This is a genomic window from Microbacterium phyllosphaerae (assembly GCF_017876435.1).
GTDB lineage: Bacteria > Actinomycetota > Actinomycetes > Actinomycetales > Microbacteriaceae > Microbacterium > Microbacterium phyllosphaerae.
This window is the reverse complement of record NZ_JAGIOA010000001.1, coordinates 756,353-772,656: the sequence shown is the minus strand read 5'-3', so window position 1 is coordinate 772,656 and position 16,304 is coordinate 756,353. Positions and strand designations below refer to the sequence as shown.

Below are 16,304 nucleotides of genomic sequence, written 5' to 3'. Positions count from 1 at the left end.
GAAGGAATCCGATGACAGAGAACGGCGCCGTCACGTTGGAAGACGTGGCTCGCGAGGCCGACGTCTCGGTCTCGACCGCGTCGCGAACCCTCAACGGGCGCACGGGGAGAGTCAGTGAGACGACGCAGGCTCGGGTGCGTGCGGTGGCCGCGCGCCTCGGATACGCGACGAACCTCGCAGCGCAGGCCGTCGCCCTCGGGCGATCGCGAGCCGTCGGGCTCGTCGTCGGCGACATCCCCGACGACTACCAGAACCCGGTCATGACCGGCGTCTTCCACGCAGCGGCGAAGCGGGGAATGCTCGTCACCACTGCGGTCGCCCAGACCGCCGCGATCGACGCCACCTCGAACGCGATCCGCCTGCTCCGCGGCCAGCGTCCCTCTGTGATCATCTACGTCGGAACCGAGTCTTCGACCAGCGACGGCATGCCCGAACTGGCGGCCGAGCTGAAGCATGCAGAGCACGAAGGGTGCCGCGTCGTGGTCATCGGCGTCTCGGGAACGCCCTTCGACTCGGTCGTCGTCGACGATCGACGGGCCGCGGCCGAACTCGCGACGTCACTCGCCGGCATCGGCTACCGCGATCCGATGATCGTCGGCGGCGTGGGCCTCGGGCAGATCTCACGCGAGCGCACCGACGGGTTCATCGAGGGCTGGGCGCAGAACGGCCTGACCGTGCCACTCGACCGCGTGCTGCAGCAGGCATCGAGCCATGACGGCGGATACCGAGCGGCAGGCGAGATCCTACGCCGACGGCCATTGCCCGACGTCGTCTTCTGTGTGAACGACTCGATGGCGATCGGCCTCTCGGTGCGTCTGCGCGAACAGGGCCTCGTCATCGGTCAGGACATCGCTGTCGCCGGATGTGATGACATGCCCGCACTGCGAGACATCGACCCGCCGCTCACGACCATCCACCTGCCCTGGCTGGAAGCCGCCGAAGAGGCATTCCGGCTCGCGGAGTCGACGGAGCCGTCCGGTCGGACAGTCGTTCTCGAGGGATACCCAGTGCTGCGCACATCGACCCCGCAGGTCGCGGGCGTCCGCTCTTAGGGGTTGTTTCAGGCGGGGTCGGGGTTGGTCTCCCCCTGCGTCGTGCGAGGCGAGAGCGGTTCGGATGCCCCTGTGCCCCCGCTCCCGACGGGCGAGGAGACTGGGCCCGCAGCCGCAGCTGCGCTCTGACGCGACGTGATGCAACACAGCGCGACGTGATGCGACGCAGCGCGACGTGATGCGACGCAGCGCGGCGTGCTCTGCTCAGCGAGTGCGGACGGCGTCGCCCATCGCGGCGAGTGCCTCGCGCAGGATCGGCCGCGGCGTCGCGAATACGACCCGCACGAAGTTCTCGTACCCGCGCCCGAGGAGCGCACCCTCGGTGAGCACGACCCCGGTGTGTTCGCGGAAGAACACCGCCGGCGGGCCCTCGATGTTCAGCGCAGTGGTGTCGATCCAGCCGATGTACGTCGCCTCCGGCTCTCGGTACGCGGCGCCGGGCAGGTGCTCGGCGACGAGCGACGCGAGCTCCCGACGAGACTCGTCGAGATACGAGACGACGCCGTCGAGCCAGGGCTTGCCCTCGCGGTACGCCGCGGTCGAGGCGACCACCCCGAGCGTCGCGGCCCCGTGCTGCACTGAGAACCCGAAGCGCCGGTACAGCTCTTGGTCGGCGTCGTTCGAGGTGATCAGCTGCGCGGTCTTCAGGCCGGGGATGTTCCACGCCTTCGACGCGCTCGTACCGGTGACGGTGTGCGCGGCCGTGGCCTCGGACACCGACGCATAGGGGATGAACGGCCTGCCGCCGAAGCGCAATGGCGCGTGGATCTCGTCTGCGAACACGCGACCGCCGTGGCGCTCGACGATCTCGGCAAGAGCCTCGAGCTCGTCGCGGTCGACGACGGTTCCGGTCGGGTTGTGCGGATTGCAGAGCACGAGAGTGCGAGCTCCTGCGGCGAAGGCCTCGTCGATGCGCTGCAGGTCGTGGTGCCAGCGCACCCGTCCGCTCGCATCGGTTGTCTCAACGCCGGGCACCTCGATGACCGGATGCCCGATCGTCGGCAGATATGTCAGAAACGGCATATATGCGGGAGTCGGCACGATGACGGCCGATCCGGCCGGCGCGTACTCCTCGACGGCCACCCGCAACGCCGCCATGACATCAGACACCGGATGCACGCGTTCGGGGTCGATCGCCCAGCCGTATTCGCCCTTCATCCACTCGGCCGTCGCCTCGCCGAGTCGGGCCGCAACCGGAGGCGACAGGTAGCCGAGGTTCTCCTCATCGATCGCGCGGTGCATGGCCTCGGCGATCACCGGTGCGACGCCGAAGTCCATCTCCGCGACCCAGGCGCCGATGCGCCCCGGGTGCAGACTCCACTTACGACTCTCCGGTCGATCGAGGTCGAACCTCGTACGGGAGTCGAAGGGATGCGGGTCGGTGCGCACGCGGTCGTCTGTCATCACATACGGCTCTCAGGCCGCCCGCTGACATCGAACGACGACGACCCCACGACGAATACTCACGCGATCACCGTAGCCGGACTCGAAGCTGAAGCCATCGGCGCGACCGAGCGAGAAGCGTCGGCGTCGAGTCTCGGCTGCGTGCGAGGCAGGATGCCGGCGCTCGTGGTCGCGATCTCAGACACGGCTTCTCCTTCACAGCGGGAGCTTCCACACTAGAGACGAGGTGCTCTGCGGGCGAGTCAGGTTTCGGTGCGTGACGGTTCAGACGCGACGCGGGCCGGCGCATCGGGCGACGCGGATTCATGCATGCCGTCGGGCCTCCCGCGCGCCGTCAGCGCGGACGCGCCATGGCCGCTGCGGCTCGCACGAGCGCCGCGTTGTCGGACGCGACTCGTCCGTCGGGCATCGTCAGGGTGTCTTCGAGCCCGATGCGTGAGTCGAGCCCGAGTTCGACCGCCAGAGAGAACGCCGGCCAGGCCGAGCGCTGCTCTCCGTGCAGCAGGATCGGGATGCTCGGCTCATCGAGCCGCACGTGCGCGATCAGCCCCTCGGCGTGAGACCGCACGACATCGGCGGCCTCATCAGGAAGCTCGATCAGCACACGCAGACACTCTCCACGCACCGGCGAACTCTGCCAGGCGTCAAGACCCGTCGGGTCCCAGATACCCGCTTCGACTCCGACCCCGCGGCTCACGAGCAGCCCGGCGACGTCGTCAGCACCAGCTTCATGCCAGTTGACCGAAACGAAGTCGGGGAGTTCGGTCCAGCCTGCGATCGCGTCGCGGCGTGTGTCGACATCGGGCTCGATCCAGGCTCCGGTGGTGACGCCGATCGGCACGCCTGGACATGCGTCGCGTACGGCCCGAACCCACCGCTCGACGTCATCGGCGGCGAGGCTGTCTCGGCCCGCAGCATCCTTCGGGTGCACGTGGATCGCCTGCGCTCCGGCGGCCACAGCCCTCGCGGCATCCGCAGCGGCGAGCGTCACGTCGGCACTGAGCCCCGGATGCTCGACCGCGGGTCGTGCTCCGTTCAGGCACACCTGCAACAGCATCCGTCGTTCTGATCCGTCACGCTCAGGATCGCTGCCCTGCTCCGGCCGCTCGGCGTTGTCCGGCCCGTTGGCGTTGTCGCGCACCTCTGTGTTGTCCCACCCGCCGGTGTTGTCGCGCCCGTCGGCGCTGTCCCACTCGTCGGTGTTGTCGCGCCCGTCGGCGGGCGGTGCATCGTCACGAATCGCGACCATCAGTTCATGAGGTCGCGCGGATGCCAGTCGTGGAGGTTGCCCGTCTCGGACGGACCCTCTTCGGTACGCACCGCGTGCTGCACCTGGCGCGCTGCCGCTGCTCCGCGACCGACCCGAACGGCGTCGTCTTGGGTTTCGAAGCTGGAACCCAATGTGCGGGATTCGCCCTCGATGCGGTTGAACCAGATTCCGTCTCGTTGGAACGTCTCGATGTCACCTGCGGCCATGCTTCGTCCTTTCGTTCTTCCTTCCTTCTAGTCGGAGCCTCGGACATCGCAGGAGCCCCTTGACAGCATTCTGGGCTTTCGCCTGCGGGGTCGAAAAAGCATCGGAAACCACGGTTTCCGGTGCGTTTTTGACCTCGCAAGCAACCAGTAGGGGCAGGCAGGGGGACCGGCATGCGGCACCCGGCATCCGGCAACCGGCGACCGGCGACCAGCGCCCGCGCTACGCGGCGACGCGCGCGTTTCGCCGTCGGGCGAGCTGGAAGGCCGAGTTCGCGTACGCCGCGGCGATCACGAGCAGCACGGCCGCAGACAGCCGCGAAGGCACCACCAGCGGAGACGTCCACAACATGAAGAAAGTGCTCGCGGCCTGGGCCAGGAACAGCGCCGACAGCACTCCGCTCGACGAGGGCCGCGCGGTCATCTGCCACCACGGCCGAGGGGTCAGGGGCTCATCGACGGCGCGGAACGTCCTCGCCGCGAACACGACCAGCGCGGTGATCGCGACGATCGACCAGGCGAACCCCCACGGGACGTCTGCGACCAACAGCACGACGCCGATCATCGGCACAAGGATGACGGCGGCGACCACGATGCCCGCTTGCACCGAAAGTGTGGTTATCCGCATGCGGGAATCCTCTCGACAGACGAACATGACGGTTCCTCCAGAGGGTACTCACCTGGCGTCTCATGATCCAGGGCACGATGCCGCATCCACTTTCTCTCGCGAACGTCAACCCCACTGACGAGCATCCGGCGCCCTGGTTAGGGTCGTCAGATGCATGGCCCGGATGTACCCGCAAGGAGCAAGCGATGACGCTGGAAGTGATGTCGCCGACGGCGGCACTGCTCGATGGACGATATCTACTGCACGACAGAGTGGGACGCGGCGGCATGGCGACCGTCTATCGCGCCGACGACACGCATCTCGGCCGAACCGTCGCCATCAAGATGATCCATGAGAGCCAAGGCCCCGTCGCCTCGATCGAACGTGCGCACACCGAGAAGGCGCTGTTGGCCTCGCTGAGCCATCCGTCGCTTGTCACGCTGCACGACGCCCAACTCGCACCAGGACGACCGCAGTACCTCGTGATGGAGTTCGTCGACGGGCCGACGCTCGCCGAGCGGATGGCCGCTGGACCCCTGCCCCCGCAGGACGTCGCCCGCCTCACCCGCGACCTCGCCGAGGGGCTGACTGCCGTGCACGGAGCCGGGATCGTGCACCGCGACGTCAAACCCTCGAACGTGCTTCTGGCCCGAGGCCGAGCGGGGCGACCGTTCGCCGCGAAGCTCGCCGACTTCGGCATCGCCTGCACGCTCGGTGACCCTCGGCTGACGACCCCGGGGATCGTGCTCGGCACACTCACCTATATGGCGCCGGAACAGCTGCGCGACGCTGAACCGGGAACAGCGGTCGACATCTTCTCGCTCGGTCTCATCCTGATCGAGGCACTCAGCGGAACACCCGGATACGCATCGCTCGGCTCAGGACGTGCGGCGGCGATCGCGCGGCTGATGAATCCGCCGACGATCTCCGAGACGGTTCCGCGCGAGTGGCGCGATCTGCTCGAGCGAATGACCCGGCTCGAACCCGAAGAACGGCCCGACGCGATCGACGTGGCGCGAGAGGCGCGGCAGCTGCTGCGCGGCTATGCGACGGGCTCGCACCGTGCGGCGGTCGCGGCGTCGGCGGCGGGAGCAGCGTCGGTCGTGGACCCGGGCGCGGGTGGCGGGGAGATCTCGGATGCCGGCGATGCGCCGGGCACTCAGCTGCCGGATGCCGTCGGCCTGCCGCGCGATGGAGCCACGCCCGACGCCCGCGGCGATGTCACGGACCCCGATTCAGCACAACGAGCGACGTCGGCCGAGACGGCAGTGCTGCCGCCGGCGGAGTCGCCACGATCGCACGCCCACACTCGCCGCCGCGTCGTAGCAGGAGCTGCGGGCGCGGTCGCGGCCGGAGCACTCGTCGCCGGTTTCTCCCTGATGGCCGCACCCGCCACCGACCTCGGCCGGGTCGTCTCGGCACAGGTCATGCGCGCGGAGGTGACCCCGATCGCCCCTCCGACAGATGACGGCGCCACGACACCTGTCGAGGTCGCGGCCGACCCGGATGACTCCGGGACGGACGACAAGCCCGGAAACTCGGGCAACCCCGGCAACGGCAATTCCGGAAACTCCGGAAGCGGCAATCCCGGCAACGGCAATCCCGGCAACGGCGAAAACTCCGGCAAGAGCGACGGCGAGTAGTCCGTCACCCCTCCATCCCGTCCATAACTCCGGATGAAACCGACGAGTCCGACCCGAAACCGGGGTGTGCGGACGATCCGACGCCGTTCATCCGGAGTTGTGGACGACCGGCGGCTCAGCCCGCGTGCGCGACCCGCACGTCGAGCACCCAGGTCACGCCGAAGCGGTCGGTCAGCATCCCGAATCCGGGCGACCACGCCGATGCCGCGAGCGGCTCGACGATCGAGGCGCCGTGTGCGAGAGCATCCCAGTATCCGGTGAGCTCGTCGAGAGAGTCGGCACGCAGCGACTGGAAGAACGTCCGGTCGCTGAGGGTCGCGCCATTCTCGCGTGTCGTCGAGCCGGCGGTCGCCTGCAGATCCTCGGATGCGCCCGGGATGTCGTACGCCATGAGCCGGAAGCCCTCGGCGTTCTCGACCTGCCCGAACACGACCTTGTCGGCACCGGGCACCCCGGCCGGCATACCGAAGTCGCCGTAGGTCGCGAGGGTCACCTCGCCGCCGAAGACGGCTCCGTAGAACTCGAGCGCCTGGCGAGCGGTGCCGCGGAAGTTGAGGTGGGTGGTGGTTGCGATGCTCATGATGTCTCCTCGATCGTCGTGCGGCGGATTCGCCGTCGAGAACCACATTCACAGCAGAAGCGGACAGATTCGGTCCTCTACCTGACGCAGAATGGATGCCATGACCGGCAGCTCCTCACGCATGCTCGCCCTGCTCTCGCTGCTGCAGACGCAGCGCGACTGGCCGGGGCAGGTGCTCGCCGACCGCCTCGACGTCACACCGCGCACGGTGCGCCGAGACGTCGACCGCCTGCGCGAACTGGGCTACCGGATCAGCGCGATCAAGGGCCCGGACGGCGGATACCGGCTGGCAGCGGGCTCCGAGCTTCCTCCTCTTCTGTTCGACGACGAGCAGGCCGTCGCGATCGCCGTCGCCCTGCAGAGCGTGCCCGCCACGGGGATCGACATCGACGAGGGCGCCGCTCGTGCGCTCGCCACCGTGCGCCAGGTGATGCCGTCGCGTCTGCGGCATCGGGTCGACGGCATCCGTTTCACCGGCGTCGAGAACGAGACCCGGGTGGATCCCGCGGTGCTCGAGGCCGTCAGCGCCGCGGTACGCGACCGGCGCGTGCTGCGCTTCGACTACGGCGACCACGATCGCCCACCCCGGCGCACCGAGCCGCACGCCGTCGTCGCCCGCGAAGGACGCTGGTACCTGCTCGCGTGGGATCTCGAGGCCGACGACTGGCGCACCTTCCGGCTCGATCGGATGACCCCGCGCATCCCGACCGGCCCCGCCTTCACGCCCCGCGAGCTGCCTGCCGCCGATGCACAGACTTACCTCGCGGCGCGGGCGAAGGGGTCGGATGCCGGCGACCGCTGGCCCTGCATCGGCGAGCTCGTGCTCGAAGTGCCCGCCCGCGAGGTCGCGCACTGGATCGGACGCGACGGCAGCGTCGAGCTGATCGACGACACCTCATGCCGCGTCACGGTCGGATCCTGGTCGTGGACCGGCATCCTCGCCTCGGTCGCCCGCTTCGACGCCCCGTTCCGCGTCGAGGGCCCGCCCGCCCTGGCGGACGCCGCCCGCGCCCTCGCAGCCCGCCTCGGCGCCGCATCCTGACCGGCGATCAGCCACGGCATCCCCCGGTAGACTGGCCATGCCCCGCCGGCCCCTCATCTAGGAGTGCGCGTGACCACCGCCCCTGCACCTGCCCACAAGCACGTCCCCGACTCCGTCGAGAACGCCACCGCGACTCCCGAGAAGGAGCAGCCGTACGCAGCGCTGGGCCTCAAGGATGACGAGTACGCCCGCATCAAGGAGATCCTGGGCCGCCGCCCCACCTCCGGCGAGCTGGCCATGTACTCCGTCATGTGGTCGGAGCACTGCTCGTACAAGTCGTCGAAGAACTACCTGCGCCGTTTCGGCCAGAAGGTGTCCGACGAGATGAAGGAACGCCTGATGGTGGGCATGGGCCAGAACGCGGGCGTCATCGACGTCGGCGAGGGCTGGGCCGTCACCTTCAAGGCCGAGTCGCACAACCACCCGTCGTTCATCGAGCCTTTCCAGGGTGCGGCGACCGGCGTCGGCGGCATCGTCCGCGACATCATCTCGATGGGCGCACGCCCGGTCGCGGTCATGGACGCCCTGCGCTTCGGCGCGATCGACCACCCCGACACCGCCCGCGTCGTGCACGGTGTGACCAGCGGCATCAGCTTCTACGGCAACTGCCTGGGCCTGCCGAACATCGGCGGCGAGACGGTCTTCGACTCCGTCTACCAGGCCAACCCGCTCGTCAACGCGCTCGCGGTCGGCGTGCTCCGCCACGAAGACCTCAAGCTCGCCAACGCGACAGGCGTCGGCAACAAGGTCGTACTGTTCGGCGCCCGCACGGGTGGCGACGGCATCGGCGGCGCCAGCATCCTGGCATCCGACACCTTCGCCGACGGCGGACCCACCAAGCGCCCCGCGGTGCAGGTGGGCGACCCGTTCGCCGAGAAGGTGCTCATCGAGTGCTGCCTCGAGCTGTACCGCGACGAGCTCGTCGAGGCGATCCAAGACCTGGGCGCCGCCGGCATCTCGTGCGCGACAAGCGAGCTCGCCGCCAACGGCAACAGCGGCATGAAGGTCTCGCTCGACAACGTGCTGCTGCGCGACCCGTCGCTCACGGCTGAGGAGATCCTCATGTCGGAGTCGCAGGAGCGCATGATGGCGATCGTCGCCCCCGAGAAGCTCGACGCGTTCCTCGCGGTCGTGAAGAAGTGGGACGTCGAGACGTCGGTGCTCGGTGAGGTCACCGGCGACGGCCGCCTCATCATCGACTGGCAGGGCGAGCGCATCGTCGACGTCGACCCGTCGACCGTCGCGGTCGACGGCCCGGTCTACGACCGCCCCGTCGCCTACCCGACGTGGATCGACGCACTGCAGGCGGATGCCGCCGAGAAGCTGCCCCGTTCGAACGACCCCGAGGTGCTGCGCGAGCAGTTCCTCGACCTGGTCGCCTCACCGAACCTCGCCGACACCCGCTGGATCACCAACCAGTACGACTACTACGTGCTCGGCAACACCGCCCTCTCCTTCCCCGACGACGCCGGCATGATCCGCGTCGACGAGGAGTCGGGCCTGGGCTTCGCGATCTCGACCGACGCCAACGGCCGCTACTGCCAGCTCGACCCGTACGCGGGTGCGCAGCTCGCCCTCGCCGAGGCGTACCGCAACGTCGCCGTCACCGGCGCCGTTCCGACCGCGATCACCGACTGCCTGAACTTCGGCTCTCCCGAGAACCCCGAGGTCATGTGGCAGTTCGGGCAGACCGTCGACGGCCTCGCCGACGGATGCTACGAGCTCGGCACCCCGGTCACCGGCGGAAACGTCTCGTTCTACAACCAGACCGGCGACGTGCCGATCCACCCGACCCCGCTCGTCGGCGTGCTCGGCATCATCGACGACGTCTCGCGCCGCATCCCCTCCGGATGGCAGGACGAGGGTCAGAACATCTACCTGCTCGGCACGACCTCGACCGAGCTGTCGGGTTCGGCGTGGGCCGAGACCGTGCACCAGCACCTCGGTGGACTTCCCCCGAAGGTCGACCTCGCGGGCGAGAAGCGCCTCGCGGGTCTGCTCGGCGCGGCCCGTGACGAGTGGCTGATCTCGTCGGCGCACGACGTGTCGGAGGGTGGCCTCGCACAGGCTCTCGCCGAGGGCGTCTCGCGCTTCGGCGTCGGCGCGCGCGTCTGGCTGAACGAGATCATCGAGCGCGACGGCGTGGATGCCGCATCCGCCCTCTTCTCGGAATCGACCGGTCGCGTCATCGTGACCGTCCCCCGTGAGGACGACGTGAAGTTCCGCGGCCTCTGCGAAGGCCGGAACTACCCGGTCATGCGCATCGGCGTGACCGACAGCGAGGGCGCGAAGCTCGAGGTGCAGGACGTCTTCACCGTTCCGATCGCCGAGATCCGCGAGCGCTCGCAGGCCACCCTGCCCGCAGCCTTCGGCCCGACGGTCGCGGAGCCGGTCAGCGCATGAGCGAGCTCAGCCGGCCCGACGACGACTACGGCGACCTGGGCGAGAAGCGCAACCGCCGCATGCGCATCGTCGCCTGGACCGTCATCATCGCGCTGATCCTCGGTGGCGGCGGCGCGACCGTCCTCACGCTGATCCTCGGCTGAGTTCCGGGGTCCTTCGGCTGCCGCTGCCGCTTCACACTGCCGCTTCACACTTGCAGGCTCAGATCACACGGGCATGCCCAGAACCCGGGTTCCGGCATGCATCTGTGATCTGAGCCTGCGTCTGTGACGGCATCCTCTTCTGCACCGGCATCCGTGATCTGGGCTTCTCCACAGTCCCCGGAATTCGGCCTCGCAATGTAGGCACCCCCGCGGAGGATCACGGCATCACGAATCCAAGGGGGATGCCATGACCGAAGCCAAGCTCGACCTGATCGCGAAACTGCTCGCCAAGGCCGAGAGCACGACGCCCGAAGAGGCCGAGGCTCTGACCGAGCACGCCGAGCGCCTGATCTTGAAGTACGGGATCGAACAGGCGCAGATCGACGAGAGACGCGGGCGACTCGGGCAGACGCAGGAGCAGATCGTCACCGAGCGGATGCTGTTCCGCGGCGTCTATGCGAAGGATCTGCGCGAGATCGGCATCGGCGTGGCCATGGCGTTGGAGACCGTTCGGCCGCTCGTCGGGGAGTTCCCGCCCGTGGCCGCGCTGTATCTGGTCGGGCACGAATCCGACGTCCGCCAGGCGCAGACACTGACCGCGAGCCTCGAGGTGCAGGCCATGGTCGCGATGCGCGACTGGTGGCTCACGCACCGCGACCTGTACGCCAGGCATCGCGAGGGCGACAGACGACGGGCGCGCAGCGGGTTCCTCCGCGGATTCGCGGTGGGCGTCATGAACCGCATCGCCGAGAGCCGGCGAGTGGTCGTCGACGAGAGCATCGCAGGAACCGAACTCGTGCTCGTCTCGCGGCGGAGCCGGGTCGATGCTGCGGTCGACGAGATGGCGACCAAAGCCGCACGGCCGAGGCGAGGGGCGGATGCCGCGTCGTTCGCGTACGGGCACCGATCGGGCCTCGATGCTCAGACCGGCGGCCAGACCGCGGTGGCGCGGTGAGTCAGAGCGCTAGCGGGAGAAGAAGAAGCGGGTCAGCTGCACGATCGACTCGGGGTCGTGGTGCTCGCGCCCCAGCGACTCGACGATGATCGCGCCGAGGATGGCTCGTCCGAGCTGGTCGACCGGCGCGTCTTCGGCGAGCTGTCCGTCGCGGATACCCCCGCGGATGCGCTCGGTGAGGTACTTCTCGACGCCGAGGCTGTCTCCGAGGTGCGCGCCGACTCCGGCATCCTCGGTGGCTGCCGCGACGAGTGATCGCAGCAGCGCTCCGCCCTCGGGCGCTTCGAGGATCGAGAGCACGCTGCGCAGCCACGTCTCGACGTCGGCGGCGAGGTCTCCGGTGTCCGGGACGATGAAGTCGACAGGGATGAGGCGCCCCTCGGCGAGGCACTCTCCGATCAGCGCACCACGCGACGGCCACCAGCGATAGATGGTCTGCTTGCCGACCCCGGCCTCCTTCGCGATCCCCTCGATCGTGAGCCGGTCGTACCCCTGATTGTGGAAGAGGCGAGAGGTCGCGTCGAGAATCGCCTCACGCGCAGCCGTGCTGCGCACGGGCCCGCTTCGATGCTCGTTCACCACACGTTCAGGATAACCACAGAACTCTAGACGAGACGCACCGTATGATCAGTTCGTCTGAAGGAGATCGTCTTGGCATCACTGCTCTACCGTCTGGGTTCCTTCGCTGCGCGCAAGGCGTGGACGGTGATCGTCTCGTGGGTCATCATCCTCGGCCTGGGCGTCGGCGCGTTCCTCACGCTCGGCGGCACGCTGAGCAACAGCTTCGACATCCCCGGCACCGCGTCCGGCGCTGTGACCGATCAGCTCGCCGAGAAGCTGCCCGACACCGCCGGCGGCACGGGAACCGTGGTCTATCAGACGGACGACGGCTCGGCCTTCACCGAGCAGCAGAAGCAGGAGATCTCGAAGCTCGCGGCGAGCGCCGAAGACCTCGACGGCGTCGCCTCGGTCATCGACCCGTTCGATGCGCAGGAGCAGCAGGCCACGCAGGCGCAGGATCTCGCCGACGGGAAGGACGAGATCGAGGGCGGCCGCGCACAGCTCGACGCCGGTCAGGCGCAGCTCGACGATGGTCGCACTCAGCTCGACGCCGGTCTCGACCAGCTGACGACCGCCCGGTCGCAGTCCGAAGCGGGCGGCGCTCCGGCTGAGCAGCTCGCCGCGCTCGATGCTCAGATCGCCGACCTCAACGCCCAGCTCGCCGGCCTCGACGCACAGCAGAAGAAGATCGACGAGTCGCGCACAGAACTCGAGGAGAACGCCGAGAAGGTCGAACTCGGCTCGACGCTGCTCGACCTCACGAACGGCATCGGCGTCGTGTCCGACGACGGCTCCACGGCGATCGTCAACGTCTCGTTCGAAGACCCCCGCCTCGAGCTCTCCGAAGAGGTCAAGCAGGGAACGATCGACCACTTCGAGTCCTCGCCGATCGACGGCGTCGAGGTGAACTTCGGCACCGACATCGCCCAGGGCGTGCCCGAGATCTTCGGCGTCGGAGAGGCGATCGGCCTCGCGTTCGCGGCCGTCGTGCTGATCGTGATGCTCGGCACACTCATCGGCGCGGCTCTGCCGATCGTGACGGCGATCGTCGGCGTGGGCGTCGGCGTGACCGCATCCCTCGCCTTCTCCGGCGTCGTCGACATGGCATCCGTCACTCCGGTGCTCGGCGTCATGCTGGGCCTCGCTGTGGGCATCGACTACTCGCTCTTCATCGTCAACCGACACCGCAAGCAGCTGCTCAACGGCGTCCCCGTGAGGGAATCCATCGGGCTCGCCACGGGCACCTCGGGTACCGCCGTCGTGTTCGCCGGCACCACGGTGATCGTCGCGCTGCTCGCCCTCAATGTGACGGGTGTGCCGTTCCTCGGGCTGATGGGAACCGTCGGCGCGGTCTGCGTCGCCGTCGCGGTGCTCGTCGCGATCACTCTCGCTCCTGCGATCCTCGGACTCGTCGGCACCCGCCTGCTCAGCGGCAAGGCCCGCGCCACGATCGGTCAGCCGCACGCGGCAGGCAAGCCCGTGAAGCGGATGTCGACTCTGCGCGCGATCGTCACCGCCCTCGTCAGCATCATCGCCCTGTTGATCATCGCGATCCCATCGATGTCGATGCGCCTCGGACTCCCCGACGGCGCCAGCGAGCCCTCGGACTCCACGAGCTACCGCGCGTTCCACGCCGTCGACGAGCAGTTCGGCGAAGGGGCGAACGGTCCGCTGCTCGTCACAGCCACCCTCGACGACGCGGTGAGCGACGGCGACCTGCTCGCCACGCAGGTCGAGATCGCCCAGAAGATCGCCGCCCAGGATGACGTCGTGGCCGTCGCTCCGATCGCGACGTCCGACGACAACACACTGCTCGCGTTCCAGGTGCTTCCGGCCGAAGGCCCGAACAGCTCGTCGACAGAGAAGCTCGTGCAGGACATCCGCGCCCTGCCCCAGCTCGACGGCGGCATCACGCTCGGCGTCGCCGGTCAGGCTGCGATCAACATCGACATCTCCGAGGCACTCGCGGGCGTCCTGCCGCTCTACCTCGTGGTCGTCGTCGGACTCTCGCTGCTCATCATGATCGTCGTGTTCCGCTCGCTGCTCGTGCCGATCATCGCCACCGGCGGATTCGTACTCTCGCTGTTCGCGACCTACGGCCTGATCGTCGCCGTGTTCCAGTGGGGCTGGGCGGCAGACCTCATCGGCCTGCACAGCACGGGACCGATCCTGAGCTTCCTGCCTGTCATCCTCGTCGGCATCCTGTTCGGACTCGCGATGGACTACCAGCTCTTCCTCGCCTCGGGGATGCGCGAAGCGTACGTGCACGGAGCCTCGGCACGGGATGCCGTCGCCCAGGGCTTCCGCGCCGGCCGATCGGTCGTCATCGCCGCCGCGCTCATCATGGTGTCGGTGTTCGGCGGGTTCATCTTCTCGGAGTCGACCATCATCCGCTCGATCGGGTTCGGCCTCGCCTTCGGTGTGCTGCTCGATGCCTTCGTCGTGCGGATGCTGCTCATGCCCGCGCTCATGCACCTGCTCGGTCGCTCGGCCTGGTGGCTGCCGCGGTGGCTCGACCGCATCCTCCCGAACGTCGACATGGAGGGCGCCGCCCTCGAGCACGACCACCCCGGTGTGCGGACCGACACGGTTCAGGTCGTGCCGAGCTCGGGGGCGACCGAGGCGCGCTGACCGCCTGGGGCGGCGCGCTCGACCCAGGCACGGCAAGCGCCCCTTCCGCGCACGGGCGGGCGTCGGTAGCCTCGGCCGCAAGGAGGCACCATGACCGTCGCACCCATCGACGTGGCCCTCGACGCGAACATCGAGGGCCACCTCATCGGCTCGCCTGTGAGCATCATCCGCGAGTTCACCTCAGCCGTCGGAAGCGGGCCGCGGTTGCACCGGCATCCGTACGTCGAGACCTTCGTGATCCATCGAGGCCGCGCGCTCTTCACCGTGGGCGACCAACAGGTCGTCGGGACCGGCGGGCAGGTGCTGGTCGTTCCGGCGCTCGTCGACCACCGATTCGAGGTGCTCGACGGCGGCACGTACGAGGCCACCCACATCCATGCGAGCGACCGCTTCATCACGGAGTGGCTCGAGTAGTCGCTCGCGTTCGGCCCGCCGGATGCGAGGTACCGCCCGGATGGCTGAGCGGATCCCGGATGACTGAGTGGCCTGTGGCGATTCCCCCGCCGCCCGGGGATCCACCAGCCGGAACCAGCGGGAGACCGCACAGACGCATGCCCAGATGACGAATGCATGCCGAGAAACCGGATTCTCGACATGCAGGTGTGTTCTGGGCCTGCGGGTGTGTGTGGTGGCCTGCATCGCGCCCGGTCGCCGGCGTGACCTGCACCGCGCCCGGCCACCGTGCCCGATGTCGGAACGTCGGCCTAGAGTGTGCGGATGACGTCGGATGCCCGCTCTCGCCTCGAATCACGACGCGCTGAGGCGAGCGAGCGGGTCGCCACGACGGCGGCCACCCTCGCCGAGCTCATGCACGACCGCGAGGGCTCGAACGACGACGACGAGCACGACCCCGAGGGCGTCACGCTCTCGTCGGAGTGGTCACGATTGACGGGGCTCGCCGAGGCTGCGGCATCCGAGCTCCAGCAGGTCGACGACGCGATCGCGCGCCTGGATGCCGGCACCTACGGCGTCTGCGCGAACTGCGGCCGACCGATCCCCACCGCGCGCCTCGAGGTCCGCCCGTTCGCCACGCACTGCGTCGCCTGCGCCGAGAAACTCGGCCTCTGAGGCCGACGCACCGAGCGCCGAACACGATCGCAGCCCGGCCGAGCGCACGACGCGTCAGGCGACGACGACAGGCCAGGATGCCGCGCGGATGCCCTGCCAGAGCCGGGACAGACGGTCCGCCATGTCGATCGAGGGATCCAGGAGCCATTGCACCTGCAGTCCGTCGGCGGCGGCGATCACGAGATCGGCGACGTACGCGGTGTCGACGTCGGGGCCCATCAGCTCGGCGGCCTGCTCGATCTCGACAGCCTCGACCATGAGGCCGCGCACCCAGGTGAAGCGCTCCTCGAAGAACGCTCGGGCGAGATGGCCTTCAAGAGTCGCCTCCGCCGAGTACTCCACGTAGAGCCTCACGAGTCCGGGCACGCTGGCGTTGTGCGTGATCACGTGAAGGAAGCCCTGAAAACCCTGGAGCGGAGAGTAGAACTGCTCGTGGTCGCGCTCGTCGCGCGCTCGGAGGACCTCGAGGAAGAGCTCTTCTCGAGTGCTGAAGTAGTGCATCAGCCCTGGCTGTGTCAGCCCCACACGCGCGGCGATCTCACGGTTCGACGCCTTGCGGGTTCCCTGCTCGGCGACGACCTCGAGCGCGACGGCGAGGATCTCGGCACGCTTCGCCGCGCCCTTCGCGTACTGCCCCCGTCGTGCCATCAGGTCATTCTAAGAGAATCCGATGAATGTCCGAGTGGGGCCGCGGAGATCGGATGCGCCCCCCGAGGCGTCCGATCCCCACTCCCCTTCCCCG

The 16,304-nt window shown here is 68.7% G+C and carries 16 protein-coding genes; 9 read left to right on the top strand and 7 right to left on the bottom strand.

Annotated elements, in window-relative coordinates; all coding sequences use genetic code 11:
• The first annotated feature begins 11 nt into the window (after window positions 1–11).
• Window positions 12–1,052, top strand: coding sequence for a LacI family DNA-binding transcriptional regulator (locus JOF42_RS03735; RefSeq protein ID WP_210096625.1), 1,041 nt, complete (start codon window positions 12–14; stop codon window positions 1,050–1,052).
• A gap of 204 nt (window positions 1,053–1,256) precedes the next feature.
• On the opposite strand, the gene JOF42_RS03730 is transcribed toward JOF42_RS03735, so the two are convergent.
• From JOF42_RS03730 to JOF42_RS03715, 4 genes are all read right to left on the bottom strand, one after another.
• On the bottom strand, window positions 1,257–2,456 hold the full coding sequence (locus JOF42_RS03730; protein ID WP_210096624.1) for a MalY/PatB family protein: 1,200 nt from the start codon (window positions 2,454–2,456) through the stop codon (window positions 1,257–1,259).
• 334 nt (window positions 2,457–2,790) lie between these two features.
• Window positions 2,791–3,705, bottom strand: coding sequence for a 3-keto-5-aminohexanoate cleavage protein (locus JOF42_RS03725; protein WP_245340714.1), 915 nt, complete (start codon window positions 3,703–3,705; stop codon window positions 2,791–2,793).
• Window positions 3,705–3,932 (bottom strand): DUF2188 domain-containing protein, encoded by a 228-nt coding sequence (locus JOF42_RS03720; protein WP_210096623.1) that lies wholly within the window; start codon window positions 3,930–3,932, stop codon window positions 3,705–3,707. Before JOF42_RS03720 ends, JOF42_RS03725 begins: the two co-directional genes overlap by 1 nt.
• Before the next feature lie 220 nt (window positions 3,933–4,152).
• Window positions 4,153–4,557: a hypothetical protein gene (locus tag JOF42_RS03715; RefSeq protein ID WP_210096622.1), complete on the bottom strand. Its 405-nt coding sequence runs from the start codon at window positions 4,555–4,557 to the stop codon at window positions 4,153–4,155.
• A gap of 185 nt (window positions 4,558–4,742) precedes the next feature.
• On the opposite strand from JOF42_RS03715, the gene JOF42_RS03710 reads away from it, so the two are divergent.
• Window positions 4,743–6,179, top strand: coding sequence for a serine/threonine-protein kinase (locus JOF42_RS03710; RefSeq protein WP_210096621.1), 1,437 nt, complete (start codon window positions 4,743–4,745; stop codon window positions 6,177–6,179).
• Window positions 6,180–6,294: 115 nt separating this feature from the next.
• Here the strand turns inward: JOF42_RS03710 and JOF42_RS03705 are convergent, their stop codons facing one another.
• Window positions 6,295–6,759 (bottom strand): VOC family protein, encoded by a 465-nt coding sequence (locus JOF42_RS03705; protein ID WP_210096620.1) that lies wholly within the window; start codon window positions 6,757–6,759, stop codon window positions 6,295–6,297.
• A gap of 100 nt (window positions 6,760–6,859) precedes the next feature.
• Here JOF42_RS03705 and JOF42_RS03700 point away from each other — a divergent pair, with 100 nt between their 5' ends.
• The 4 genes from JOF42_RS03700 (at window position 6,860) to JOF42_RS03685 (ending at window position 11,302) form a co-directional block, all read left to right on the top strand.
• Window positions 6,860–7,801, top strand: coding sequence for a helix-turn-helix transcriptional regulator (locus tag JOF42_RS03700; RefSeq protein ID WP_210096619.1), 942 nt, complete (start codon window positions 6,860–6,862; stop codon window positions 7,799–7,801).
• Between the two features lie 69 nt (window positions 7,802–7,870).
• Window positions 7,871–10,204, top strand: a complete 2,334-nt coding sequence (gene purL / locus JOF42_RS03695) for a phosphoribosylformylglycinamidine synthase subunit PurL (RefSeq protein ID WP_210096618.1) — start codon at window positions 7,871–7,873, stop codon at window positions 10,202–10,204.
• A complete protein-coding gene (locus tag JOF42_RS03690) occupies window positions 10,201–10,347 on the top strand; it encodes a hypothetical protein (RefSeq protein ID WP_210096617.1) in 147 nt (48 codons plus the stop codon). The genes purL and JOF42_RS03690 overlap by 4 nt, the downstream gene beginning before the upstream one ends.
• A 247-nt stretch (window positions 10,348–10,594) precedes the next feature.
• Window positions 10,595–11,302, top strand: coding sequence for a DUF2786 domain-containing protein (locus JOF42_RS03685; RefSeq protein ID WP_210096616.1), 708 nt, complete (start codon window positions 10,595–10,597; stop codon window positions 11,300–11,302).
• A gap of 9 nt (window positions 11,303–11,311) precedes the next feature.
• Here the strand turns inward: JOF42_RS03685 and JOF42_RS17805 are convergent, their stop codons facing one another.
• Window positions 11,312–11,881, bottom strand: a complete 570-nt coding sequence (locus JOF42_RS17805) for a TetR/AcrR family transcriptional regulator (protein ID WP_259160932.1) — start codon at window positions 11,879–11,881, stop codon at window positions 11,312–11,314.
• Between the two features lie 72 nt (window positions 11,882–11,953).
• Between JOF42_RS17805 and JOF42_RS03675 the strand changes: the two genes are divergently transcribed.
• The 3 genes from JOF42_RS03675 (at window position 11,954) to JOF42_RS03665 (ending at window position 15,562) form a co-directional block, all read left to right on the top strand.
• The gene (locus JOF42_RS03675) at window positions 11,954–14,494 is read left to right on the top strand and encodes an MMPL family transporter (RefSeq protein WP_210096614.1); all 2,541 of its coding nucleotides are present in this window, start codon (window positions 11,954–11,956) and stop codon (window positions 14,492–14,494) included.
• 90 nt (window positions 14,495–14,584) lie between these two features.
• Window positions 14,585–14,908 carry a cupin domain-containing protein gene (locus tag JOF42_RS03670; RefSeq protein WP_210096613.1) on the top strand — a complete coding sequence of 108 codons (324 nt, stop codon included), beginning with the start codon at window positions 14,585–14,587 and terminating at the stop codon, window positions 14,906–14,908.
• A 303-nt stretch (window positions 14,909–15,211) separates the two neighbouring features.
• Complete coding sequence (locus JOF42_RS03665) at window positions 15,212–15,562, top strand: TraR/DksA family transcriptional regulator (RefSeq protein WP_210096612.1); 351 nt, start codon at window positions 15,212–15,214, stop codon at window positions 15,560–15,562.
• Window positions 15,563–15,616: 54 nt separating this feature from the next.
• On the opposite strand, the gene JOF42_RS03660 is transcribed toward JOF42_RS03665, so the two are convergent.
• On the bottom strand, window positions 15,617–16,210 hold the full coding sequence (locus tag JOF42_RS03660; protein ID WP_210096611.1) for a TetR/AcrR family transcriptional regulator: 594 nt from the start codon (window positions 16,208–16,210) through the stop codon (window positions 15,617–15,619).
• Between the last annotated feature and the right edge of the window lie 94 nt (window positions 16,211–16,304).

Excerpts from the sequence above, each read along its gene's own strand:
- JOF42_RS03665 (WP_210096612.1), top strand. The coding sequence starts at position 15,212 with ATGACGTCGGATGCCCGCTCTCGCCTCGAATCACGACGCGCTGAGGCG.
- JOF42_RS03700 (WP_210096619.1), top strand. The coding sequence starts at position 6,860 with ATGACCGGCAGCTCCTCACGCATGCTCGCCCTGCTCTCGCTGCTGCAG.
- JOF42_RS03670 (WP_210096613.1), top strand. The coding sequence starts at position 14,585 with ATGACCGTCGCACCCATCGACGTGGCCCTCGACGCGAACATCGAGGGC.
- JOF42_RS03715 (WP_210096622.1), bottom strand. The coding sequence starts at position 4,557 with ATGCGGATAACCACACTTTCGGTGCAAGCGGGCATCGTGGTCGCCGCC.
- JOF42_RS03730 (WP_210096624.1), bottom strand. The coding sequence starts at position 2,456 with ATGACAGACGACCGCGTGCGCACCGACCCGCATCCCTTCGACTCCCGT.
- JOF42_RS03690 (WP_210096617.1), top strand. The coding sequence starts at position 10,201 with ATGAGCGAGCTCAGCCGGCCCGACGACGACTACGGCGACCTGGGCGAG.
- JOF42_RS03705 (WP_210096620.1), bottom strand. The coding sequence starts at position 6,759 with ATGAGCATCGCAACCACCACCCACCTCAACTTCCGCGGCACCGCTCGC.
- JOF42_RS03735 (WP_210096625.1), top strand. The coding sequence starts at position 12 with ATGACAGAGAACGGCGCCGTCACGTTGGAAGACGTGGCTCGCGAGGCC.
- JOF42_RS03725 (WP_245340714.1), bottom strand. The coding sequence starts at position 3,705 with ATGGTCGCGATTCGTGACGATGCACCGCCCGCCGACGGGCGCGACAAC.
- JOF42_RS03720 (WP_210096623.1), bottom strand. The coding sequence starts at position 3,932 with ATGGCCGCAGGTGACATCGAGACGTTCCAACGAGACGGAATCTGGTTC.
- JOF42_RS03685 (WP_210096616.1), top strand. The coding sequence starts at position 10,595 with ATGACCGAAGCCAAGCTCGACCTGATCGCGAAACTGCTCGCCAAGGCC.
- JOF42_RS03660 (WP_210096611.1), bottom strand. The coding sequence starts at position 16,210 with ATGGCACGACGGGGGCAGTACGCGAAGGGCGCGGCGAAGCGTGCCGAG.
- JOF42_RS03710 (WP_210096621.1), top strand. The coding sequence starts at position 4,743 with ATGACGCTGGAAGTGATGTCGCCGACGGCGGCACTGCTCGATGGACGA.